This window comes from Actinotalea ferrariae, assembly GCF_019733465.1.
Lineage (GTDB): Bacteria > Actinomycetota > Actinomycetes > Actinomycetales > Cellulomonadaceae > Actinotalea > Actinotalea ferrariae_A.
Window position 1 is genome coordinate 1 of the sequence record NZ_JACVQL010000276.1, and the last position, 23,395, is coordinate 23,395.

Here is a 23,395-nt window from a genome sequence, read left to right on the forward strand (position 1 = left end):
GCGCGGCGGCGCGCGCGCCGGCCGCCCAGCCGGCCGCGTACCCGGCGGTGCGGGCGCGCTCGGACTCGTCGGAACGGGCCTGGCTCGCGACGGCGGGCAGCGCGACCGGGCGGAAGGCGGGACGCATCGCGTCGGTCGTGGTGGCGTCGGTGGTGGCCTCGGAGGCCACGGCGACGGTGGCCTCAGGCGACATACTCGTCCTCGCCCTCGCGGCGGATGACGATCTGACCGCTCTCCTCGAGGCGGCGGATCACCTGGACGACGGCGGCACGGGCCTCCTCGACCATGGACAGGCGCACCGGGCCGAGCAGCTCGATCTCCTCGGCCAGGTTCTCGGCCGCACGCTCGGACAGGTTGCGCAGGATCTTGTCGCGCACCTCGTCGGCGACGCCCTTGAGCGCCGTCGCGAGCGAGGACATCTCGACGCCGCGCATGACGAGCTGGATGGCGCGGTCCTCGAGCAGCACGATGTCGCCGAAGACGAACATCCGGCTGCGGACCTCCTCCGCGAGCGCCTGGTCCCGGGACTCGAGGCCCTCGAGGATGGCCTTCTCCGTGGTCGGGTCGGCGCGGTTGATGATCTCGACGAGCGGCTGGACGCCGCCGACGGCCGAGAGCTCCTGGGGCGTCAGCACGGCCGAGGCCTTGCGCTGCAGGCTCTCGGCGACGAGCTGGACGACGTCGGGCGAGGCGCGCTCCATGAGCGCGATCCGGTGCGCGACGTCGGCCTGCACGGCGCCCGGCAGGCCGGCCATGATCGCGGAGGCGTGCTCGGCGCGCAGGTGCGCGAGGACGAGCGCGACCGTCTGGGGGTGCTCGCCGCTGAGCAGCGAGACCACCTGACGCGCGTCGGCGTACTGGAGGAACTCGAAGGGCTGGCCCTGGAGCGACGTCGCGAGGCGCTCGAGCATCCCCGCGGCGCGCTCGCGCCCGACGGAGGCCTCCAGCAGCTGCTGGGCGAGGCCGAGGCCGCCGCGGCTCGACGCGCCGGTGCCCGCGTGGGACGCGGCGTGGAACTCCTCGAGGACGCCGTCGGCCACGGCCGAGTCGACGCGCTCGAGGCGCGCGATCTCCGCGGTGAGCTCCTCGATCTCGGTGTCGTCGAACTGCGCCATGACGCGCGCGGCCTGCTCCTTGCCGAGCTGGATGAGCATGAGGGCGGCCTTCTGGCGGCCCGTGAGCACCTGCGTCGTCATCAGCGGCGTCCGCCCACGAGCCAGCCGCGGAGGACCTCGGCCACCTCGGCCGGCTGGTCCGCCGCGAGCGCCATGACGTCGTCGCGCTTGGCCGCGAGGGCCGCCTTGGCGGGGTCCTCGGCGGGGGGCAGCGCGAAGGCGGGCGTCGGCGCGGGCTCGATGACCTCGCGCTGCGCGGCCTCGACCAGCTCGATCGCGCCGAGGTCGATCGCCTCGCGACGCGCCCGCTTGCTGCGGCGGGCCATGACGATGCTCGCCGCGACGAGCAGCAGCAGCACGGCCGCGCCGATCGCGGCCTGCTTGATGAGGTCGGCCTGAGCGGCGGCCTTCGCGTCGGCGTCGGCAGCGGCGAGCGCCTCCTGCGCGGCTTCGGCCGTCGTCGTGTCGAACGCCATCCGGGACACCGAGACGACGTCGCCCCGGGTCGCGTCGATGCCGGCGGCGGCCACGACCGTCTCCTGGAGGTCGGCCATGTCGAGCGCCGCACCGGAGTCGGCCGAGACCACCACGGACACGGACTGGCGGCGCACGGCGCCGGGCGTCGACGTGACCTGCTCGGTGACCTTGTTGACCGCGTTGTTCACGGTCGAGCTCTCCTTGCTGTACTCGCCCGTGCCGTCGGTCGCCGGCTGCGGCGTGCCGTCGGGGCCGAGCACGCCCGTCGCCGGCTCGGCGCCGCCCGTGTAGGACTCGGCGCTCGTCGCGGCGGAGAGCGGCGGTGCGCCCTCGGCGGGCGTGTACGTCTCGGACGTGCGGGCCAGCTGGTCGTAGTCGAGGTCGGCGGTCACGGTCACGACCGCGTTGCCCACGCCGACGACGCGCTCGAGCATCGTCTGCACGTTGCCCGCGACACGGGCCTCGTACTCCGCGGTCTGGCTGCCCTGGAGGCCGCCCTGCTGGGCGCCGCCGACGGCGGAGAGCACCTTGCCGTCCGCGTCGATCACGGCGACGTCGGTGGGCGACATGCCCTCGATGCCGGCGGAGACGAGGTGGACGATCGACTGGACCTTGTCGCTGTCGAGCGCGCCGCCGGCCTGCGTGCGGACGAAGACGGACGCCGTCGGGTCCGCGGTCTCGGAGACGAAGACCGTCTCCTCGGGGATCGCGAGGCGGACGGTGGCCGCCTCGACGCCGCTCATCGACTCGATGGTCTTGGACAGCTCGCCCTCGAGCGCGCGCTGGTAGGTGACCTGCTGCTGGAACTCGCTCGAGGTCATGCCCATGTCGTCGAGGAGCGAGTAGCCGGCGCCGTCGGAGGCCGTCGGCAGGCCGGCCGCCGCGACGGCGAGGCGCATCGCGTAGACGTCGTCGGCGGGGACGAGGACGCTCGAGCCGCCGTCGGCGAGCTCGTACGTGACGCCCTCGGCCTCGAGCTGGTCGACGATCGCGCTCGCGTCGCTCGCGGCGAGGCCCGTGAACAGCGGCGACATCGTGGGCTTGCTGGCCCAGGTCGACAGCGCCATGGCACCGAGCACGAGGCCCGCGACGCCGATGAGGGCGAGGGTGCGCTGCGCGAGGCTGAACTCGCGGACGCTCTTCTGCAGCCGGCCGAGCAGGCCGGTGATCTGGGCGGGCATCAGGCCTGCATCCTCATGACCTCGGTGAACGCCTCGACGGCCTTGTTGCGCAGAGCGGCGGTGAGCTCGAGCGCGACGGACGCCTGGGTCGAGGCGATCGTGTAGTCGTGGACGTCGTCGAGGTCACCGGTCACGGCCGCGACGCCGAGCGCCTTCGACGTCGACTGCATGGCCTGGAGCGAGTCGATGGACCCCGCGAGGGTGGTGCCGAACGCGGCACCGCTGCCCGCGACGCCCGTCGCGCCGGTGAGGCCGGTCGCCCCAGCGACACCGCTCGTGGGGGCCAGCGCCCCGAGCAGACCTGCGGGGGAGATGCCCCCGATCGCCTCGATGCTCATCAGTTGCGTCCGATCTGCAGTGCTGCCTCGTAGGTCTGGCGTGCGCGGTCCACCACGGCGGCGTTCGCCTGGTAGCCGCGCTGCGCCATGATCAGCTGGGTCATCTGGCTCGACATGTCGATGTCGGGGTAGCGCACGTAGCCCTCGGCGTCGGCGAGCGGGTTGCCCGGCTCGTACACGAGGCGGCCCTCCGCGTCGCCGAACTCGACGCCCTTGACGCGGACGCCGCCGTCGCCGCCCTCGACGGACTGCGCCACGACGTAGCGGGCCCGGAAGGCCTCCTCGTCCGTGCCCCGCACGGTGTTGAGGTTGGCGAGGTTGTCGCTGATCGCGTCCAGCCAGGTGCGGTAGGTCGTCATGCCGCTGCCGGCGACGTCGATGGCTCCGAAGATGCTCATCAGCGCATCGCCGTCCGCAGCTTGCTGAAGGTGCCGTCGACGGCGCGCGTCGCGAGCTGGTAGCGGAGGTTCGTCTCGATGTTCGAGAGCGTCTCGGTGTCGAGGTTCACGTTGTTGCCGTCGAGGCGCGTCGCCGCGAGCGAGCGGGAGCGCGTGGACGTGACCGCACCGGAGCCGTCACCGACCGCCTGGCGCAGCGCGTCCTCGAAGGACACGCGGCCGGCGCGGAAGCCCGGGGTCTGGATGTTCGCGATGTTGTCGGCGATGACGCGCTGCCGCAGGGACAGGCCGTCGAGCGCACTGTTCATGGCGACGAAGGAGACGGAGTCGAACACAGCCGGAGCCACCTCAAGGTTCGAGGGGTGTTTCGGCCGATCCATGGCCTGCGGGGTGAGCGATCCGTGCTCAAGGGGGTGATCGGCCCCTGCGGGCCGGGTGTGAGGACTTCCGTCCCGTGTTCTTCGAGGTCACCCGGCCGGTCGATGCCGTACCGGCCGCATCCGTGCCGATCCGGACACCCCGCTCACGGGCGCCCACAGCCGGCCGCTCCGGTTCTGGAAGGGATCCGGCGTCCGCGCCGCGGCATCGGTTCCAGAACCGGTCGATCGGGCGGGCGGTCTCGGGATGCGTCCGGGTGCGTCGGGTCAGGCGGGGGTGTCGAGGTAGACCGGGACCGACGGCGCGGCCTGGCGCAGGGCCTGGGCGGCGCGGCTGTGCCGGCGGCTCAGCTCGGCGGCCTCGGCGAGACGGCGGCCGACCTCGATCTGGCGGTCGAGCAGGGTGCGCGCGCGGTCGACGAGCGGCGCGGGCAGCGGGCCGAGCGCGGTGGGCGGTGCCCACGGGTCGCGCGGAGGCGCGTCGGCGATGTGGTCGAGCGAGAGCATCGCCTCGGCGGCCGCGACGTCGAGCTCGAGCTCGGACAGCGCGGCCTCCCACGCGACGCCCCACACGGGGGCGGCGGGCGACGCGGCGGCAGCGGCCGACGTCGTCGGGGCCGAGGTCGTCGTCATGTCCGGGCCGTCAGCCGACGCCGAGCTCGCCGAACGAGCCGGCACCCGCGCCGCTGAAGGCGGCCGACGACGCCGGGCGCGCGGGCTCGAGCGTCGCGCCGAGCTGGGCGGCGGCCTGGTGCCAGGCGTCCGCGAGCGGCTCGACGAGAGCGCGGCACGAGGCGGTGCGGTCGGCGTCGCCGGACACGTTCGCGGCGACCAGCTCCGTGAGGAGGAAGGTGTAGATCGACAGCAGCTGCTGGGCGCCGTCCCACGCCGAGACGTCGAGGGTCGCCGCGAGCTCGCTCACGATGTCCTGGGCGTGGGTGAGGTGCACGCCCGCCGCGGCACGGTCGGCCGCACGCTGCTCGTTCTCCGCACGCTGCAGGTCGAGCAGCAGGCGGTCGTAGAGCATCGTCAGGAGCTTGGCCGGGCTCGCCGTGGCGACGGTGTCGTCCACGTACCTGGTGCGCACGGCGGCGTAGTTCGCGGTGTACGTCATGAGGACCTCGTCAGGAGCTGTAGCTGGGGAGGGAGGCGAGCTGGCCGGCGAGCCAGCTCGACTGCGAGTTGAGGTTGGACAGGCTGACCTCGAGCGCCGAGTACGTGCGCTCGAGCGTCGCGCGGCGGACCTCGAGCCGGCGGTCCCAGCTCTCGATCTGCGTGCCCATGTTCTTGACCAGGTCCTCCTGCCCCTTGATCTTGAGGCTGAGGCTCCCCGTCGTCGGCTCGGACGCAGCCTTCGCCGCCGTCCCGAGCCGCTCGGCGATCTTCGTGATCATCGCCTGCGCCGCAGCCGGGTCGGCCGTCAGCGCGGCGGTGAGCTTCGCGGGGTCGAACGTGAACGTGCCGTCCTTGCCGACCACGATGCCGACCGCCGAGGGCGACTTGCCGTCGACGGGGTCGGACCCGAGCGTGGCGAGCTGCTGATTGAGGTTCCGTACGCCGCTGTCGCCGGTGAACAGGCCGCCCGTGACCGACGTCGAGCCGTCGGTGTTGGTCGTGGTGGTCACGCGCGTACGCGAGGCGATCTCGGAGAGGACGAGGTTGAGCCCGGCGACGAGGTCGGACGCGAGTGTCTCGAGCGCCTTCTCGTCGCGGCCGACGGTCACCGTGACGGGCGGGTCCGCAGCGGCGCTGACCTTCGTGACGGAGAAGGACACGCCGGCCATGAGCTCGCCGAACGTGTTCGTGCCGCTCGTGACCTCCTTCGCGATGCCGTCACCCGCGCCCTTCCACAGGGTGATCTGGGCGTCCACGGCCTCGCGCACGGACGCGGTGTCGATCCGCGCGCCCGGGGCCACGTCGGCCTCGCTACCCGCGTAGACGGCGAAGTCGTTCTCGGCGCCGGTCTTCGTGCCGGTGAACTGCAGGCGATAGGTCGGCGTGTCGCCATTGGTGATGCGGACGACCGTCGCCTTGACGCCGGCGTCCGAGGCGTCGTTGACCGCCTTCGCGACGTCGGCCAGAGAACCCGTCGTCGGGTGAACCGTGAGGAACGTGCCGTCGCCCTTGGCGATGGTGACCGCCGGCGGCACCGTGGGGACGAGCGAGCCGTCGTCGGGAACGACCGCGCTGAGGGTGACCTGGTTCGTCGCGAGGCGGTCGACGCTGAAGCTGATGCTGGACGCCTGCGCGCCCGCCGTGGTCGTCGCGGTCACCGAGGCTTCCGAGGTGGTCGCCTTCCAGGCGTCCCACGACTTCGGCTCTGCGACCTTCGCGGCCGTCTGAGCGAGTGAGGCGACCTTCGTGTTGAGCGCCTGCAACCCGCTGACGAGGCTCTTGACCGTCGTCTGCTGGGTCTTCAGGCCGTTCTGCGAGATCGCCTCGACCTTCATGAGGCTGTTGATCAGGTCGGTGGTGTTCAGCCCCGAGACGAGACCGTCGACGCCCATCGTGGCCATCGCGCACCGTTCCTTCCTGGTTGGGCCGTCCGCGAGACGCGGTGGCACGTACGGGTCCGGCCGGCGGCGGGGTGACGGTCGTCATCCCCCCCCCGGCCGGTGGACTGCTGGAACTGCCTCAGGCGCCGCCGGAGCGGCCCGGATCAGCGGAGGAGCGAGAGAACGCCCTGCGGGATCTGGTTGGCCTGCGCGAGCATCGAGGTGCCCGCCTGCGACAGGATCTGCGCCCGGGTGAAGGACACCATCTCCGAGGCCATGTCCGTGTCGCGGATCCGGCTCTCCGACGCGGACAGGTTCTCCACCGCGACGTTGAGGTTCTTGATGGTGTGGTCGAACCGGTTCTGCACGGCACCGAGGTCGGCACGCGTGGTCGAGACCGTCTTGATGGCGGCGTCGATCTTCTTGATCGCGTCGTCGGCACCGGTCGCCTGCGTGAACGTGACCTGCGCCGCGGCGACTGCCTCGGTGTTGGCGTCCGCCGCGGGAGCGGTACCCGTGAACGAGATGCCCGTGGTGCCGACGGCAGCAGCCGCGACACCCGTCCCGAGCTTGGCCTGGACGGCCGTGTTCAGGTCGGCGAGACGCGAGGCGGCGCTGGAGCCGGCCTCGAACTTCACCGTGGACAGGTCGATGCTCTTGCCACCGTAGGTGACCGTGCCGCTCAGGTTGTCGAAGGTCTCCGACAGCGCAGCGTTGCCGGCGATCGTCACGGAGCCGGCGACGGGCGTGGTGCCCCCGACAGCGGTGACCGAAGCCGCAGCGGCCGAGCCGACGGCGTCCTGCGTCACGTCGACGCCGGCCACACCGAGACCCGACGCGCTCATCGCCGTGCCGACCTTGACGCTGATCGACTCGCCGACGTTCGCGCCCACCTGGAACTTGCCGTCGTACGAGCCGTCGAGCAGCTTGGCACCGTTGAACTGCGTGGTGTCCGCGATGCGCGTGAGCTCGTCCTTCAGCTGGCTCATCTCGGACTGGATGTTGCCCTTGGCGTCCTCGGAGAGGCCACCGGTGGACGCACCCTGGACCGACAGGTCACGCATGCGCTGCAGGATCGCGTGCGTCTCGGTGAGGGCACCCTCAGCGGTCTGCACGACGGAGATGCCGTCCTGCGCGTTGCGCACGGCAACCTTCAGGCCGCCGACCTGCGAGCGCAGGCCCTCGGAGATGGCCAGACCTGCAGCGTCGTCCGCCGCGCGGTTGATCCGGAAGCCGGACGAGAGCTTCTCGAGCGACTTGCTCAGGTCGTTCTGCGTGTTGGACAGGTTGCGGTAGCTGTTGACTGCCGCGATGTTCTGGTTGATCGAGAGACCCATGAGAACTCCTCCTTGATTCGGGTCGGACTTCGCCGCCCTTCCATGGGCGAGCAACCAACTGATCGGCCTGGCGCCTCGCTGCGTGAGAGGTTTCCGTCGAGTCACCCGAACGGAGCAGTACGGACCGGCGGTTCGACCTCAGCCCACCGCAGGCGTGACGAGGCCGGGCGCGACGACCTCGAGGTGCGCCAGCAGCTCCGCCTCGGCGTCGGCCGGCACCGTGGCGAGAGCCGCCTCGAGGCCGCGCAGACCACGGTCGTCGCCGTACACGCTGTAGGCGAGCGCACCCGCGAGGGCGCGCTGCCGCGGGTCGACGTGCGAGTCGTCGGCGATGCTGATCAGCGGGCAGTGGACTGCGGCACCCGCCCGCCGCATCGCGACCGACCACTTCGTCGCCTCCTCGAGGGACAGGGTCGGCGCAGCCATGGCCACCGCCGCGAGGACGGTGGCGTCGCCGGGGCGCACGTCGTGCATCCACATCAGGAACGTGCGCGCGTGCGGGCTAGGGTCCATCAGCGCCGCCGTGACGCTCTCCCGCCACAGCTCCTCCGTGAGCGACCCGATCACGGCGCGGCAGCGCGTCTCGCCGAGGAGCTCGGCCAGGCCCGCAGGGGACCCCGGGGCGGTGCCGCGACTCGCGGCCGCGGCCGCCACCTGCACCGCGCGGCGCCCGCGGCCGAGACGCGCCAGCGCCCAGACCTCGATCTTCACGACCTCGGCACGCTCGAAACGCTCTCCAAGGGCGTTGACCGTGACCGTCGGGATGCCCTCGACCGCCTCGAGCGCGGCGGCCGGGTCACCGCGGCGCGCCTCGAACTTCGCGCGCGCGAGCCGCGCCGCTGCCGGGTTCAGGTCGTGCGCCTCCCAGACGGTGAACCAGCGCCTGGCGGCCTCTGGCCCCTGGAGGACCTCCGCCACCCCGACGATGGCAGGAGCTACCACGACGGCGTGCCGCTCGACGAGGAAGCCGTCGTCACGCATCGCATCGGCGAGCTCCAACGCCTCGTCCAGGTGCCCGGCCATGACGCACGAGCGGACCACGTGAATCCGCCGCAGCTCGAGGTCCGCGGGCTCCGCGCCCTCGGAGATCCCGCGTGCCAGGTGGGCCCGTGCGATCTCGAGGTTGCGCTCGCCCTTGGTCCGTACCTCCTCCGCGCTCCCGGCGTACCCGCTGTGGCGGAGCACTGCGCCGGGAAGGGGCGAGATGACGCGCTCGGCGCCCGCGATCACGGGCATCGGCTCCTCGTGGATCTGACCGCGCCACACGTGCGCCGTGCGCCGGAACAGGCGCGGGGTGGCCAGGTGGGAGCTCTGGTCGAGCCCGGCCAGCGGCAGGTGCGCCGCACCGGTCGAGCTGTCCACGATCACCGAGTGCAACGGCGCGCCGTGCCGACCCAGGTGTCGCCGTACCGCGTGCGCGTCGCCCTCGAACACCTCGTCCGCGTCGACCGACAGCACCCACTCGCCCGTCGCGTACGCCATCGCGCGGTTCCGAGCGGCCGCGAAGTCGTGGTCCCAGTAGCCCTCGACCACCGTGTGCGCCAGGCGGCGAGCGATCTCGAGGGTGCGGTCGCTCGAGCCGGTGTCGTAGACGACGATCTCATCGACCCAGGCGAGCGAGGTGAGGCATGCCTCGAGGACGTCTTGCTCGTCCCGCACGATGAGGACGGCGGAGATGCTCGCGGTGCTGGTCGTCATGGTGGTCCTCCGGGGTGCGCACCACCGAGCGGTGGCACCGTGGCAATCGGCCGGCGAGGAGGCGACATGAGTCCCCGGACATGACAAGGCCCCGGACGCCTGTGGCAGCCCGGGGCCTCGTGGTCTGGCAGATGTGACCCTGCGACCGGTCTGTCAGCCGACGGCGAGCTCGCGCTCGCGCACCGGCGCGCTGTACTGGTCGTGACCACCCGTGCGCTGGGTGGGAACAGCCGAGACGGTGCTGACCGCGCTCACGGTGGCGGCGCGGGCCGCGACCTCGGCGTAGTAGGCCTGGCGGCGACGCTCGGCGACGCCGTCGGGACGGTCCGCCTGCTGCACGAGCTCGGGGTCGAGGCTCGCGTTCATGCCGTCGCGGAGCATCGCGAGCGCCGCGGTGCGGAGCTGGCTGATCCGGGACTGCGTGACACCGAGCTCCTCGGCCAGCTCCACGACGGGGCGGTCCTGGAAGAAGAGCTGCTCGACGACGTAGCGCATGCGCTCGGGCAGGGCCTCGACGCCGGCGCGCAGGTACTGCAGGCGCTCGGACGCGAGGAGGCTCTCCTCCGGGCCGGCGCCCACGGCGACGACCTGGTCGGCGACGACGCCGTCGAAGGCGTCGATGCTGACGACGCGGACGTCCGCGTCGTGACGGGCGGCGTCGATCTCGTCGACGGACATGCCCGTCGCCTCGGCGAGCTCGGTGCGCGACGGCGCGCGGCCCAGCGTGGCGGTCAGCTCGTCGGCGACCTCGCTGAGGCGGCGGGCCCGGCGGCGGGCGCCGCGGGAGACCCAGTCCATGCCGCGCAGCTCGTCGATGAGCGCGCCCTTGATGCGGAGCGAGGCGTAGCGGGCGAACGGGACGCCGGTGCTGGCGTCGTAGGCCTTCGCCGCCTTGACCAGCGCGAAGGCACCGGCGGAGGCGAGGTCGGAGCGGGAGACGTAGGACGGGACCCGGCTGAGGGTCGCGTTCACGTGGTACCCGACGAGCGGGAGGTTCTCGACGACGAGGTCGTTCTGGAGCTGGTCTGCAGTGGTCACCTCCAAGCCTTCGGGACCGCCGAGAAGCGTCTTGAGCGCGGCTTGTGGGTGAAAGGATCGGGCCCTCGAGGTCGATCTTGGGACGTCCGTGTTGGCGTTCACATTGTCCGGATCGGTCCCCTGACGAATCGGACCGCACCGGACGAGTCCGACTTGCGAGGTGTGACGCAGGTCACACAGCCTCCACGGCGCGTCCGTGCCAAGTCGCGGCCTCGAAAAGGTCACAGGGGCCCACGGCGGGCCGATCAGTACCTCCGACGGCGCTCCCGCGTCGCCGCGCAGGACCGCGTGGGACGCACGCCGGACCGCGTACGACAGGAAGAAGGACGGACCACATGAGCCTCGACGCGCTCTCCGCCGTGCTGTGGCACGAGCGCCGGCTGCTCGAGCTCCTGCTGTTCAAGCTGGAGGAGGAGCAGCTGGTCCTCAGCAGCGGGCGCACGCAGTGGCTCGGCCACGCGACGCGAGAGGTCGAGTCGGTGCTGGACCAGATCCGCACCGCCGAGCTCGGACGCTCCGCCGAGGCGGACGCCGTCGCACGCGAGCTCGGCCGCCCCGAGGGCGCGAGCCTGCTCGAGATGGCCCGGCACGCGTCGCCGCCGTGGGACGAGATCCTCAGCGAGCACCACGCCGCCTTCGTCTCCCTGACCGACCAGATCAACGGCCTCGCGGAGAGCAACCGCGACCTCCTCGCGACGTCGCACCGCGCCACCCAGGAGACGCTCATGAGCCTCCAGGAGAGCGTGCAGACCTACGACCCGCGCGGCGCTGCCGCCTCGACGACGTCCAGCGTGCTGCTGGACCAGGCCCTGTGAGCGCATGAGCACCTTCTCCGGTCTGTCGACCGCCCTCTCGTCCCTCACCGCCCAGCGCCAGGCGCTCGACGTCGCCGGCCAGAACATCGCGAACGCGAACACCGCGGGCTACACGCGCCAGCGCGCCGACATGTCGGCGATCCCGGCCCTCTCGGCGCCGTCGATGTTCTCCAACCAGACGGTCGCCGGGAACGGTGTGCGGGTCACCGGCATCACGCGCATGGACGACACCTTCCTCGACGCCCGCCTGCGCGCCGCGACGTCGGGTGCCGCCCTGCAGCAGACGCGGGCTCAGGCCCTCGCGCGCCTCGAGAGCACCGTCACCGAGCCCGGCTCGACCGGCCCGGGTGCGGCGCTGAGCACGTTCTGGGCCGCCTGGCAGGGCGTCGGCAACACGCCGGACGACCCGGCCGCGCGCAACGTCCTCCTGGGCGACGCGGCCGCGCTCGTCACGCAGGTCACCGACGGCTACCGCGCGGTCGAGACCCAGTGGACGCAGACCCGCACCGAGGCGCACACGCTCGCCACGGAGGTCAACACGACCGCGACCGCGGTCGCGGAGCTCAACGACCAGATCCGGTCCGTGCTCGTCTCGGGCGGCTCCGCCAACGAGCTCATGGACCGCCGCAGCCAGCTCGTCACGACGCTGTCCGGCCTCGTCGGCGCCACCGCCCGCGAGCGCGAGGACGGCACGCTCGACGTCGTCGTCGGCGGCAACGCGCTCGTGCGCGGCTCCTCCGCGACCGCGATCGCCGTGACCGGCTCCTTCACGATGGCCGCCGGGATCGGCGAGCCGCCCGCGGCGCTCGACCCGGTGCGTGTCACCTGGGCCGACGGCACGGCGCTGCCGCTCGACGGCGGACGGCTCGCGGGCCACCTCGCGACCCTCGCCCCCGGCTCGTCCGGCGGCGTCCTCGCCAGGGCCGCGGGCGCGTGGAACGCGGTCGCGCAGCGCGTGCACGACGTCGTCAACGCGGCACACGGGGGCGGCACGACGCTCGCGCCTCCGCCGGACGACACCGGCGGCGAGTTCTTCGCGCTCGACGCCGCACGCCCGGCCGCTCTCGGCCTCAGCGTGGCGATCACCGACCCGACGCGCGTCGCCGCGGGCACTCCCGGTGCCGGCGCCTTCGACGGCTCGCTCGCCGACCGGATCTCGCAGCTCGCGACCCAGCCCGGCAGCCCCGACGAGCTGTGGCGCTCCTTCGTCGTCGACCTCGGCGTGCAGAGCCGGTCCGCCGGCCAGCGCGCGACCGTGAGCGAGACGTCGCGGGCCACCGCGGAGAACCTGCAGCTGTCCCAGGCGAGCGTCGACATCGACGAGGAGTCGGTCAACATGCTCGCGTTCCAGCGCGCGTACGAGGGTGCGGCCCGCGTCCTCACGGCCATCGACGAGATGCTCGACGTGCTCATCAACCGCACCGGCGTGGTGGGGAGGTAGACGTGATCAACCGCGTGACGCAGCAGACCATCCAGCGCACGACGCTCGCGAACCTGCAGGTCAACCTCGGCCGGATGGCCGAGCTGCAGGGGCGCATGTCCGGCGGCAAGGTCATCACCAAGCCATCGGACGACCCGAGCGGGACCGGCCAGGCCATGGAGGTGCGCGCCGAGCGCCGCGCCGCCGAGCAGTTCGCGCGCAACGCGGACGACGGCGTCGGCTGGCTCAGCACGGTCGACACCGCGCTGCAGACCTCGGTCGCCGCGCTCCGCCAGGCGCGTGACCTGACCGTCCGTGGTGCGAACGACGGCACGCTGAGCCCGATCGCCCGCGAGGCGATCGCCGTCGAGCTCACCGGCATCCGGGACTCGCTGCTCGACCAGGCCAACACCCGCTACAACGGGCGGTTCGTCTTCGCCGGCACCTCGAACGAGTCGCAGGTCTTCGCGCCGGGCGACTACGCGTGGCAGGGCAGCACGACCGGCTCGGTCGAGCGCCGTCTCGGGCCTGACCACACCGTGCGCGTCGACCAGGACGGTGCCGCCGCCTTCGGTGACGGCGACGGCTCGGTCTTCAAGCTCATCGACGACATCGTCACCGACCTCCGCAACGGCGTCGACGTCAGCGGCCGGCTGGGCCAGATCGACGGGCGCATGAACGCCATGCTCGGCGAGCTCGCCGGCGTCGGTACGCGGCACAACCAAGTCATGGACGCCCAGAGCACCCTGAAGAAGACCACCATGGACCTGTCCTCCCAGCTCTCGGCGATCGAGGACATCGACCTCGCCGAGATCATCCTCGAGCTGCAGATGCAGGAGGTCGCCTACCAGGGCGCCCTCGGGGCCACGGCCCGCGTGCTCCAGCCCAGCCTGATGGACTTCCTGAGATGAGCGTGATCGTGAGGGACGAGATGACGACCCAGACCGCCGTAGCACCCGCCGCAGCCCCCGTGGCCGAGGCCCCGACGTCACCCGCGCCCGCGGCGACGCTCCCGGCGACCGCGCCCGCGTCGCAGGAGCTCGAGTTCCTGTCGCCGCCGCCCGGCCTGCGGGACCTGCGCCGGTTCACGCTCGAGGCGATCGACGACGCCGGCCTGCTGTTCTCGCTGCGCAGCACCGAGGACCCGGCCGTCCGGCTCTTCCTCGTGCCGCCGCGCGCGTACTTCCCCGACTACATCCCGCGCCTCGACGGCTCGGCGCGCGACGCGCTCGGGATCCAGGACGACGAGGCCGTGCTGCTCGTCGTCGTGCACCCGGGCCGTGGCGACGAGTCGCCGACGGCGAACCTCCTCGCACCTGTCGTCGTCGACCTCGTGCACGGCCGCGCCCTGCAGGTCGTGCTCGAGGAGGACTGGCCCCTGCGCGCACCCCTGATCGCGGCATGACCCAGCTCGACCACGGCACGCCGCGGCCCGCCGAGCCTCGTCGACCCGCCGTCCCCGGCACCGTCCCCGTCGACGCGACGCCCAGCCTGGGCGGCGCCGTCGGTCCCACCATCCACCGCGACCCGGTGACCACGCTCGACGGGCAGGTCGTCGGGTACGTCGTCTCCGTCGCGCCCCCTGCGCCCGCCGCGCCGGTCATCCCGACGCAGCGTCCGGCCGGCTCGGCCGCGCCCACCGACGGTCCCGTGGCCGCGCCCGCCGAGGCGCACGACCACTACCTCGCGCTCCACCTGCCCGACGTCGTCGCCGACCGGTACGCCTTCCTGCCCGCGACGCCCGCGATGCTCGACGGCCACCTGCCGGTGCCCAGCGCGCCGGGGCGCCTCGTGCTCGAGCTGCCGCCGGGCTTCGAGGACCGCGACGACGCCGTCGAGCGCGCAACCGTGCTCCGCGCCCTCGGCGCCGACCTCGCGCTCACCGGCTACCGCGGCCTGCCCGCGCAGGACGCGCTGCTGCCGCACGTCGGCTACGCCGTCGTCGACCGCGTGGGCACCGTGCTGCCGCTGTCGCTGCTGGTCTACCGCCTGCACGCGGCCCGCGTCCGCGCGCTCGCACCCGACGTGCACGACCAGGCCACGGTCGAGGAGTGCCGCACGGCCGGCGTCGACGCGCTGTACGGCGGCCACGCGATCCGTACCGAGGCCCCGCCCGCGCCGCCCGCCCGGGTGCTGCGCGCCGGTGAGCTCCAGTGCCTCGCGATCATGCACCTGCTCCAGCAGCCCGACGCCGACATGGCCGAGGTCGCGCAGGTGGTCGACACCGACCCGGTGCTGACGCTGCGCCTGCTGCACCTCGTCAACAGCGGCGCCTTCGGGCTGAGCGCCGAGATCGACACGACCCAGCGCGCCGTCGTGCTCCTGGGCGCGCGTGAGGTCTCGACGCTCGTCGCGTCGCTGCTGCTCGACGCGCGGCCCGACGCTATGGACAGCCTCTGGTTCATCCTCGCGCGTGCTCTGACGTGCGAGACGCTCACCGGAGACGGCGCCGCCTACACGGTCGGCATGCTCTCGGCCCTCGCCGCGCAGCTCGCGCTGCCCGTGGACCTGATCCTCGACAAGGTCGGCGTCTCCGCGACGGTGCGCGCCGCGGTCAAGGGTGAGGGGCCGCTCGGCGCCGTGCTGCTCGCGGTGCGCGCGCACGAGCGCAAGGACTCCACGGGGGTGCTCGAGGCGGGCATGCTGCCGGCCGAGGTCTCGGCCGTGTACATGCGCTGCCTCGCCGACGCGCTCGAGACCGTCCGCGCCATGAGCCCGGAGACCGAGCCCGCCTGACCCACCTGACCCAGCCGCACTTTCGGAACGCCGACGACGCCGAGGCGTCGCCTTCGTTCCGAAACCGGGCGAGGCCGAGTTTTGGCACCGATTCCGCGGGCGAACCGCGGGATCGGTGCCAGAACCGGCCGGGCCACGTCCGCGCTCGGCCGCGGCGTCGGTGCGGGGCGCGTCAGGCGGGGTGGTGGGCCGTCTCGGGGGCCGCGGCGGACGCCTGCTCGAGCGCCGACGCGAAGAGCTCCGCCGGCTGCGCACCCGAGACGCCGAAGCGCCCGTCGAGGACGAAGAACGGCACCCCGGAGATCCCGTAGGCGCGCGCCTGCTCCATGTCGGCGACGACGTCGGCCACGTACGTGCCCGCCGCGAGCGCGTCGCGGACCTCCTGCGCGTCGAGCCCGGCCTCGGCCGCGAGCACGGCGAGCTCGTCGTCGTGCCCGAGGTGGCGGCCCTCCTCGAAGTACGCGCGGAAGAGCCGCTCGGCGACCTCGGCCTGCCGCCCGCGCGCGAGCGCGAGGTGCAGCACCTGGTGTGCCTTGAGGGTGTTGGTGTGCCGCAGCGCGTCGAAGTCGTACCGCAGCCCGACCGACGCTGCGATCTCGGTGACCTGCGTGAGCATCGCCCCGACGCGCTCGGCAGGCAGGCCCTTGTGGCCCGCGAGGAAGTCGACCTCGGTGCCCTCGAAGTCGACGGGCGTGTCCGGCGCGAGCTCGAACGAGTGGAAGGTCAGCCGCACGTCGAGCGGTGGCTCACCGGCGGCCGAGCGCCGCTCCTGCGCGAGGCGCAGGCCCTCCTCGAACCGCCGCTTGCCGATGAAGCACCACGGGCACGCGATGTCGGACCAGACGTCGACCGTCAGGACGGTGGGCTCGGCCGCCACGCGCTCAGGAACGGCTCTCGCGCATCGGGATACCGAAGGCGCCGCCCGCGAGCACGAGACCGGCCGTGAAGATCCACGGCGACTCCGTGTCGAAGCTGATGCCCATGAGGTAGAACCCCACCAGCACCAGGGCCATGCACAGGATGAACATCATCACGCGGGCCGGGTTCGGGTGGGTCGTGTACGGGTCCGGGTCGTCCCGCCGCTCGTCGCGCGCATCCATGGTCGTGCTCCTCTCGGCATGCCTGCCCTGACCGTACCGACCCGGAGCCCTGGCCGCCGAACCGCGGACGCGCGCCCGGGTCACCGGACGGCGGCCGCACGCCGGGCCTCAGCGCGCGGGCTCCTCGGCCTTCACCGCGAGCACGGGGCAGCGCGCGTCGAGGAGGATGCGCTGCGCCGTCGACCCCATGATCAGCTTCCCGACGGGCGACCGGTGGCGCAGGCCGATGACGAGGACGGTCGCCCGGACCTCGTCGGCGACCTCGAGCAGGGCCTCCGTCACGTCCCGGACGACCGGCTGGCGCACCTCGGCATCGACGCCGAGCGACGCGAGGAGCCGGCGCACCTCCTCCAGTGCGGAGGCCCCCGCGAAGCGGTCGTCGACCACCGCGGTGCCCGTCGTCGCGTTGACGACGACCAGCTCCTGACCCCGCAGGCGCGCCACGTGCGCGCCCTGCACCAGTGCCGCGCGTCCCCTCGCGTCGGCGGTCCATCCCACGACGACGGTCATGACCTCACCTCGTCCTCGAGTGCACCGATCTCGTCCTCCAGCTGCTCCGGCTCCTGCCGCCCCGGGATGAGGCGGAGCACCAGCGGACCGAGGAGCAGCGCCGCGATCACCACGTAGACCACGACGGCGACGGGTTCGCCCCACAGCGCGGACACGTCACCCTGCGAGAGCTGGAGCGCCTGGCCCAGCTGCTCCTCGAGGCGCGGCCCGAGGATGACGCCGACGATGAGCGGCAGAACGGGGAGGCCGAACCGCCGCATCGCGAACCCGAGCGCACCGAACAGCCCGAGGAGGGCGACGTCGAACCACTGGAAGTTCACGCTGTACGCGCCGAGCACCGCGAAGAACAGGATGCCCGCGTACAGGTAGGGCCGCGGGATGCGCAGCAGCCGCGCCCACAGCGGCGCCATGGGCAGGTTGATGACGAGCAGCAGCGTGTTCGCGACGAAGAGGCTGCCCAGCAACGTCCACACGAGCTCGGGCTCCGCCTCGAACAGCTGCGGTCCCGGCTGCAGGCCGTAACCCTGCATCGCGGCGAGGATGACGGCGGCGGTGGCCGTCGTGGGCAGGCCGATGGCGAGCAGCGGTACCAGCGTGCCCGCGGCCGAGGCGTTGTTGGCGGCCTCCGGGCCCGCGACCCCCTCGATCGCGCCCTTGCCGAACTCCGCCCGGTGCCGTCCCGCCAGGCGGCGCTCGGTGATGTAGGACAGGAACGTCGGCATCTCGGCACCGCCCGCCGGGAGCGCCCCGAACGGGAAGCCGAAGGCGGTCCCGCGCAGCCACGGCTTCCACGACCGCCGCCAGTCCTCGCGGTCCATCCACGGACGCCCGACGGGGATCACCTCGAGCGGCCTGCGCCGCAGGTGCGCGGCGACCCACAGCGCCTCGCCGACGGCGAAGATCGCGACCGCGACGACGACGATGTCGATGCCGTCCGCGAGCAGCGGGTTGTCGAAGGTGAGCCGGGCCTGGCCCGTCGCCGTCCCGACGAGGCCGATCGTGAGCCCCAGGGCGAGCGAGATGAACCCCCGCAGCTTGGAGCTGCCGAGCACGGACGTCACCGCGATCAGCGCGAGCACCATCAGCGCGAAGTACGACGGCGCGCCCAGCACCACGACCCACTCCGCCACGGTCGGCGCGAGCGCGACGAGCAGCACCGTGCTGATCGTCCCGGCGACGAACGACCCGATCGCGGCCGTCGCGAGCGCCTGCGCGGCGCGTCCGGTCTTCGCCATCTTGTTGCCCTCGAGGGCCGTGATGACCGACGACGACTCCCCAGGCGTGTTGAGCAGGATCGACGTGGTCGAGCCGCCGTACATGCCGCCGTAGTAGATGCCCGCGAACATGATCAGCGCGGCGCTCGGCGACACGTTGTACGTCACGGGCAGCAGCAGCGCGACCGTCATCGCCGGACCGATGCCGGGCAGCACGCCGACCGCCGTGCCGAGCAGCACGCCCACCACCGCGTAGACCAGGTTCTCCGGCTGCAGCGCCATGCCGAGACCCTCGAGCAGCGCCTCCATCACCCGGCCCCCACCATCAGAGGACCCCGTCCAGGACGCCCGGGGGGATGGGGATGCCGAGCCCGACGTAGAACCCGTACCAGGACGCGACCGAGAGCACGGCGCCGATGAGGAGGTTGCGCACCCAGTGCCGGTTGCCGAGCACGGTCGCGGCGCCCGCGAAGAGCAGCGCGCCGACGACGGCCCAGCCGAGCCAGTCGATCAGCGCGACCGTCGCGACGAGCACGCCGGCGAGCCCGGCGAGGGTCCGCCAGTCGGTCCCCCGGTCGAGGTCGACGTCCTCGCCGGCCTCGCCCTCCGCCCGGTCGCCGCGTGCGGTCGCGACCGCCAGCAGCACGGCGAGCAGGACGAGGGCGGACCCGATGACGTACCCGAACGCGGCCGGCCGTACGGCCTGGTCGGCGAAGCCCGGCCCGAGGCCGGCGGAGTCGACGACGGTCCACGCGCCGATGACGGCCAGCACCGCCGCGAGGCCGTACTGCGCGCGGTCGGGTCCGGGGTCGACGCGCGTCGCCGTGCCCTCCGGCGCGATCACGCCGGAGGGCGTGGCCGCCCCGCCCGCGGTGCTCACAGCAGTCCGAGGTCGTCGAGGGTGGCCGCCACGCGCTCGTCCTGCTCCACGAGGAACTGCCCGAACTCGTCGCCTGTGCGGAACGCGTCCACCCACCCGTTGGCCTCGAGCGCGTCCTTCCACTCCTGGGTCGCGTGCATCTCCTCGAGCAGCGCGATGTGCTCGTCGCGCACCTCGTCGGGGATGCCGGGCGGTGCGAGCACGCCGCGCCAGTTGGTGAAGACCAGGTCGATCCCGGACTCGACGAGCGTCGGCGCGTCCACCCCGTCGAGCCGCTCCTCGCCCGAGACGGCGAGCACGCGCAGCGAGCCGTCGGCCAGCTGACCCTCGAACTCGCCGAGCCCGGACGTGCCGACGTCGATCTTGGCGCCGAGCAACGCCGTCGTCAGCGGGCCGCCGCCGTCGTAGACGATGTAGTTGACCTGCGTCGGGTCGACGCCGACCGCGTCGGCGAGCTGCATGGGGAACAGGTGGTCGGGGCCGCCGGGGGCCGAGCCGCCGCCGACGCGCACGCTCCCGGGGTCCGCGGTCCACGCCTCGACGAGGTCCTCGACGGTCTCGAACGGCGAGTCGGCGGGCACGATGAGGCCCTCCTGCTCCTCGATGAGCTGGGCGATCGGGGTCGCGTCGCTCACGCGTGCGTCCGAGCCGTTCGTGTACGTCGCGCCGACGACGCCGAGCCCCATGGTCATGAGGAGGTCCTCGGCGCCGCGCTCGTTGACGAGCCGCTGCATCGCGACCGTCCCGCTCGCGCCGATGACGTTGCTGACCTCGAACCGCCCGGTGAGCTCGGCCGTCTCCATCACCCGGGTCGCCGCGCGACCCGTCTGGTCGTAGCCACCGCCCGGGGAGTTGGGGACCATCATGCGCAGCCGGCGGTTCTCGCCCCCGTCGTCCCCACGCGTGACGCCGCACGCGGTGAGCGGGAGCAGGGCCACGAGCACCGCGGCGAGGACCGTGCGCGTCGTGCGGCCGCGCGCACCGCGCGTACGTGAACCGGCAGGCCCCATGCGGAGCACCTCCTCGTGCCTGCACCCATCGTCCTCGGTCGGGCGCCAAAGCACACCCCCACGAGGCCGGCGTCCTCCGATGTGCGGGACACGGAGGCGGCGGCCCGGCGCGGCCGTGACCGGGGGCGGCCCCCCGGTCACGACCTGGGTCAGGTGATCTGCGGCTCGAGGTTCGGCGTCGAGAACGCGCCGCCCACCACGGGGAAGACCTCGAGCACCGCGCCGTCCGCGTCGTACGCGACCGCCTCGCACGTGCGCTCGGTGTAGGACTCGATCCCGATCCAGCCCACGTACGCGTCGACCGTCCGGCCGCCCCACCCGAAGCGGTGCGTCCAGCGCTCGTAGTGGTCGACCTGGATCATCTCGGTCGTCGTCGTCTCGCCGACCAGCGGCCAGTCGGCGCCGCCGTTCGCCGTGACCGTGCACGACGCGCCGACCGACGCCGTCCCGGCCGGCAGCAGCGACGACTCGAGCGACAGCTGGACCTTGTTGACCTGCAGGTCCCAGTGCAGGCCCTGCTCCCACGGCCGACCGTCGGCGATCTTCTGGCCCGGACCCGCGCCGCAGATGTCCTCGTTCGGGTTCGGGATCTGGCGCCGGGTGTCGAGCTCGACCCAGATCTCCATCGACGGGACCTCCAGGCTGCCGAGGTAGACCGTGAACTCCGTGTAGCCGTCCAGCAGCGAGTTCTCCTGCATGCTGTTCATGTTCACGAACCACGTGTCGCTCGCGCCGTTGTGCGCCTGGTTGTACCCCTCCTCCGAGTAGATCTCGGGGTGGTTCTGGTTCCACCAGCCCTCGGGGTCGCGGTCCCAGGAGACGATGACGCGCTCGTCGGTCGACCGGCCGGGCATCCGCACCATGACGGCGGCCCAGGCGCTGATGTCCTCGTCGCTGAGCGTGGAGGCGACCTGCGAGCTGACCGCGTACCGACGCCCCAGCTCGTCCTCGGTCAGGCCGAGGTAGGTCACCGGGCTCCGCAGCGTCTGCTCGACGTAGCTCGGGAGGCACGAGGCGAGACCCGTGTCCACGAGCCCGAAGCCCGACCCGCCGCCGGGCCCGCCGTCGCCCGGGTCGCCGTCGCCCGGCTCACCGTCGCCCGGGTCACCACCGCCGGGCTCGCCGTCACCCGGGTCGCCGCCACCGGGCTCCCCGTCACCCGGGTCACCGCCACCCGGCTCACCGTCCCAGGGGAAGACCCACTCGGCGAGGTGCTCCCGGAGCTCCCCGAGGTTCACGTTCGCCTCGGCGAGGGTGTGGCCCAGCACGTCGAGGTGGACGCCGACGGCGAGGGCGAAGACCAGGTCGAGCGCGATCGTCGTCGTGCGTTCGAGGAGCTTGAGGGTCGCGGTGACCGTCGGGCCGACCTTCATCGTGACGTACGGCCCGGCGAGCTCGTACACCTTGACGCTGAGCTGGAGCTCGAGGCCGGCCGACACCGAGGCGGTCGCCCGGATCTCGACCGTCGGCTCCGCGCTGAACGACGTCTCGTTGATCTCCTGCCACGCCCCGTCGACGTACTCCATGCCGGTGGAGGTCGTGACGCCGACCGTGTAGGTCGTCACGAACGCGGCGCTCGCCTTGAACGTGGCGAAGGCCTCGGGGTTGACGGAGGCGCTGAACAGGATCGGCACCGGGCCCGCCATGACGACCACGCGGCCGAGCGAGATCGAGGTCAGGTCGCGCGTCAGCTTCTTCTCGAGCGACGGCGTCGAGAGCTGGGCCTGCACCTCGAGGGAGTGGTCGGTGTCGACGAGGAAGCGGAACCGCTCCAGCTCGCCCGACAGCCCGCCCCAGCCGAGGTGCATGCTGATCTCGAGGTCGATCGTCAGCGTGAAGCCGGCGTTCGCCTTGACCTGGACCTGCGCCGTCCCGTCCTCGTTCTTGAGCGCGGGCGAGAGGATCGTGAAGGAGCGGTCCAGGACGACGCCGGACCGTGCGGCGCGGCGCGCGGTGCTGCCGCCCTGCTCGTCGGTGACGACCACCGACCCGTCGAGCGGCACGTCCTGCAGGTGGATATCCGCCTGGACGAGCGCGTCAGTGATCACGGCCGGCTCGGTGCGCACCACGGTCGAGGCCGTGCCGCGCTCGACGGCCGTGATCCGGCGCAGCAGGCCGTCCGGTGCGACGTCGGTCGCGTCGCTCACGACGACGTCGCCCGCGCGCAGCGTCGTCGTGCCGGCGACGGTGAACGCGTCCGTCTCGACGGACGTGATCGCGTCGCGCTCGGCCGGGCTGAGGACCTCGGCGTCGGGTGCGACGACGACCTCCTCGGGCGCCGCTGCCGCGACCGTGAACGACCGCGTGGCCGTCGTCGTGCGGCCGGCCCAGTCCGTCGCGACGACGGAGAGCGTGTGCGTCCCGGCCGGGACCGGGGTGGTGAGGTCCCACGCCTGCGTCGGCGTGCTCGTGCCCCGCACGACGGCGGCGCCGAGGTCGACGCCGTCCGCGGTGACGGTCACGCCGCGCACGCCCGACCCGGCGTCGGCGACGGTGCCCGACACCGTGATCTCGGGCGTGAGCGCCTGCTCGACGACCGCACCCTCGGTGGGCGACTCGATCGTGAGGGTGGGCGCGACCGTGTCGGCCGACGTCGCGACCGGGCCGGTCTCGTAGCCGAGCGTCACGAGCGACGTCAGCCGGGCGCCGAGCGGCACGGAGATGAACGTGCCGCCCGAGCGGTCCACCGGGAGGACGGTCGTGAGCGTCGTCGTCGCGCGCGCCGGCAGCGGCACGGTGGCGTCGGCCGCGAAGAGGATCTGCAGCAGCGAGTCGGCCGCGCGGAACGAGCCGCCCAGCGCGCCGGTGCTGACGGTGGCGCGGACGACGACACCCGAGACGGCGGACGGGATGCCGGGGCCGGCGACCTCGAGGTGGTGGAGCCCGAGCAGCGACGACGTCACGGCGACGTCGCCCGCGACGGCCGGCACCAGGCCGCCCGAGGCGGCCACGCCGCCCTCGGCGACCCAGCCGACGACGGCGATGCTGAGGTCCGACGTCGCGGAGCCCGTGACGGCGTAGGTGAGGTCGCCCTCGGCGTCGAGCGGTGCGAGCACGAGGCTCGTCGACCAGCTCGTCGAGAAGCGGGCGGCCGAACCCCCGGCGGCGCCGAGGCTCGAGCCGGCGAAGGACACGGCGCCCGCGCCGCGCCCGAGGGCCTGGACCGACAGCCAGACCGCGCGCACGCCCGAGGTCGGGACGCCGGCGACGCCCGCGAGCGGCACCGTGGCGGAACCGCCCACCGCCGGGACCGCGC

General features: G+C 73.0%; 24 protein-coding genes. 5 read left to right on the forward strand and 19 right to left on the reverse strand.

The annotated features are described in order from the left end of the window. The 12 genes from ICW40_RS17650 to ICW40_RS17705 all read right to left on the reverse strand — a co-directional run. Positions 1–193: hypothetical protein (locus ICW40_RS17650; RefSeq protein ID WP_374199181.1), on the reverse strand; the 193-nt coding region annotated here is incomplete at its 3' end. Continuing rightward, positions 183–1,196: a flagellar motor switch protein FliG gene (fliG, locus tag ICW40_RS17655; protein WP_221655315.1), complete on the reverse strand. Its 1,014-nt coding sequence runs from the start codon at positions 1,194–1,196 to the stop codon at positions 183–185. The genes fliG and ICW40_RS17650, both read right to left, overlap by 11 nt. After that, the gene (fliF, locus tag ICW40_RS17660) at positions 1,196–2,773 is read right to left on the reverse strand and encodes a flagellar basal-body MS-ring/collar protein FliF (protein WP_221655316.1); all 1,578 of its coding nucleotides are present in this window, start codon (positions 2,771–2,773) and stop codon (positions 1,196–1,198) included. Before fliF ends, fliG begins: the two co-directional genes overlap by 1 nt. Then, the gene (gene fliE, locus ICW40_RS17665) at positions 2,773–3,111 is read right to left on the reverse strand and encodes a flagellar hook-basal body complex protein FliE (protein WP_221655317.1); all 339 of its coding nucleotides are present in this window, start codon (positions 3,109–3,111) and stop codon (positions 2,773–2,775) included. The genes fliF and fliE overlap by 1 nt, the downstream gene beginning before the upstream one ends. Further along, the gene (flgC, locus tag ICW40_RS17670) at positions 3,111–3,509 is read right to left on the reverse strand and encodes a flagellar basal body rod protein FlgC (protein WP_221655318.1); all 399 of its coding nucleotides are present in this window, start codon (positions 3,507–3,509) and stop codon (positions 3,111–3,113) included. The genes fliE and flgC overlap by 1 nt, the downstream gene beginning before the upstream one ends. Beyond that, entirely contained in the window at positions 3,509–3,844 is a 336-nt protein-coding gene (locus ICW40_RS17675) for a flagellar basal body rod protein FlgB (protein WP_221655319.1), read from the reverse strand. The genes flgC and ICW40_RS17675 overlap by 1 nt, the downstream gene beginning before the upstream one ends. 309 nt (positions 3,845–4,153) lie before the next feature. Beyond that, positions 4,154–4,519, reverse strand: coding sequence for a hypothetical protein (locus ICW40_RS17680; RefSeq protein WP_260459407.1), 366 nt, complete (start codon positions 4,517–4,519; stop codon positions 4,154–4,156). A 10-nt stretch (positions 4,520–4,529) separates the two neighbouring features. Next, positions 4,530–5,000, reverse strand: coding sequence for a flagellar export chaperone FliS (fliS, locus tag ICW40_RS17685; protein ID WP_221655320.1), 471 nt, complete (start codon positions 4,998–5,000; stop codon positions 4,530–4,532). A 10-nt stretch (positions 5,001–5,010) separates the two neighbouring features. Continuing rightward, the gene (fliD, locus tag ICW40_RS17690; RefSeq protein ID WP_221655321.1) at positions 5,011–6,402 is read right to left on the reverse strand and encodes a flagellar filament capping protein FliD; all 1,392 of its coding nucleotides are present in this window, start codon (positions 6,400–6,402) and stop codon (positions 5,011–5,013) included. A gap of 143 nt (positions 6,403–6,545) precedes the next feature. Then, positions 6,546–7,718 (reverse strand): flagellin N-terminal helical domain-containing protein, encoded by a 1,173-nt coding sequence (locus ICW40_RS17695; RefSeq protein ID WP_221655322.1) that lies wholly within the window; start codon positions 7,716–7,718, stop codon positions 6,546–6,548. Positions 7,719–7,856: 138 nt separating this feature from the next. Then, complete coding sequence (locus ICW40_RS17700; RefSeq protein ID WP_221655323.1) at positions 7,857–9,416, reverse strand: glycosyltransferase family 2 protein; 1,560 nt, start codon at positions 9,414–9,416, stop codon at positions 7,857–7,859. Positions 9,417–9,569: 153 nt separating this feature from the next. Then, positions 9,570–10,454 (reverse strand): sigma-70 family RNA polymerase sigma factor, encoded by an 885-nt coding sequence (locus tag ICW40_RS17705; RefSeq protein ID WP_221655324.1) that lies wholly within the window; start codon positions 10,452–10,454, stop codon positions 9,570–9,572. Positions 10,455–10,789: 335 nt separating this feature from the next. On the opposite strand from ICW40_RS17705, the gene ICW40_RS17710 reads away from it, so the two are divergent. From ICW40_RS17710 to ICW40_RS17730, 5 genes are read left to right on the forward strand one after another with little or no spacing between them, the layout of a single operon-like run. After that, positions 10,790–11,269: a flagellar protein FlgN gene (locus tag ICW40_RS17710; RefSeq protein WP_221655325.1), complete on the forward strand. Its 480-nt coding sequence runs from the start codon at positions 10,790–10,792 to the stop codon at positions 11,267–11,269. Positions 11,270–11,273: 4 nt separating this feature from the next. Beyond that, positions 11,274–12,710: a flagellar hook-associated protein FlgK gene (gene flgK / locus ICW40_RS17715; protein ID WP_221655326.1), complete on the forward strand. Its 1,437-nt coding sequence runs from the start codon at positions 11,274–11,276 to the stop codon at positions 12,708–12,710. A gap of 2 nt (positions 12,711–12,712) precedes the next feature. After that, positions 12,713–13,600 carry a flagellar hook-associated protein FlgL gene (gene flgL, locus ICW40_RS17720; RefSeq protein WP_221655327.1) on the forward strand — a complete coding sequence of 296 codons (888 nt, stop codon included), beginning with the start codon at positions 12,713–12,715 and terminating at the stop codon, positions 13,598–13,600. After that, the gene (locus ICW40_RS17725) at positions 13,597–14,094 is read left to right on the forward strand and encodes a flagellar assembly protein FliW (RefSeq protein WP_221655328.1); all 498 of its coding nucleotides are present in this window, start codon (positions 13,597–13,599) and stop codon (positions 14,092–14,094) included. The genes flgL and ICW40_RS17725 overlap by 4 nt, the downstream gene beginning before the upstream one ends. Next, on the forward strand, positions 14,091–15,425 hold the full coding sequence (locus ICW40_RS17730) for an EAL and HDOD domain-containing protein (RefSeq protein WP_221655329.1): 1,335 nt from the start codon (positions 14,091–14,093) through the stop codon (positions 15,423–15,425). Before ICW40_RS17725 ends, ICW40_RS17730 begins: the two co-directional genes overlap by 4 nt. A 172-nt stretch (positions 15,426–15,597) precedes the next feature. On the opposite strand, the gene ICW40_RS17735 is transcribed toward ICW40_RS17730, so the two are convergent. The 7 genes from ICW40_RS17735 to ICW40_RS17765 all read right to left on the reverse strand — a co-directional run. After that, on the reverse strand, positions 15,598–16,302 hold the full coding sequence (locus ICW40_RS17735; protein WP_221655330.1) for a DsbA family oxidoreductase: 705 nt from the start codon (positions 16,300–16,302) through the stop codon (positions 15,598–15,600). Between the two features lie 4 nt (positions 16,303–16,306). Further along, positions 16,307–16,525 carry a hypothetical protein gene (locus ICW40_RS17740; protein ID WP_221655331.1) on the reverse strand — a complete coding sequence of 73 codons (219 nt, stop codon included), beginning with the start codon at positions 16,523–16,525 and terminating at the stop codon, positions 16,307–16,309. 108 nt (positions 16,526–16,633) lie between these two features. Beyond that, the gene (locus tag ICW40_RS17745) at positions 16,634–17,035 is read right to left on the reverse strand and encodes a universal stress protein (RefSeq protein ID WP_221655332.1); all 402 of its coding nucleotides are present in this window, start codon (positions 17,033–17,035) and stop codon (positions 16,634–16,636) included. Beyond that, positions 17,032–18,558, reverse strand: coding sequence for a tripartite tricarboxylate transporter permease (locus tag ICW40_RS17750; protein WP_221655333.1), 1,527 nt, complete (start codon positions 18,556–18,558; stop codon positions 17,032–17,034). Before ICW40_RS17750 ends, ICW40_RS17745 begins: the two co-directional genes overlap by 4 nt. Positions 18,559–18,574: 16 nt before the next feature. Then, positions 18,575–19,093: a tripartite tricarboxylate transporter TctB family protein gene (locus ICW40_RS17755; RefSeq protein WP_221655334.1), complete on the reverse strand. Its 519-nt coding sequence runs from the start codon at positions 19,091–19,093 to the stop codon at positions 18,575–18,577. 32 nt (positions 19,094–19,125) lie between these two features. Continuing rightward, the gene (locus ICW40_RS17760) at positions 19,126–20,139 is read right to left on the reverse strand and encodes a Bug family tripartite tricarboxylate transporter substrate binding protein (RefSeq protein ID WP_221655335.1); all 1,014 of its coding nucleotides are present in this window, start codon (positions 20,137–20,139) and stop codon (positions 19,126–19,128) included. Between the two features lie 149 nt (positions 20,140–20,288). Beyond that, positions 20,289–23,395: Ig-like domain-containing protein (locus ICW40_RS17765; RefSeq protein ID WP_221655336.1), on the reverse strand; the 3,107-nt coding region annotated here is incomplete at its 5' end.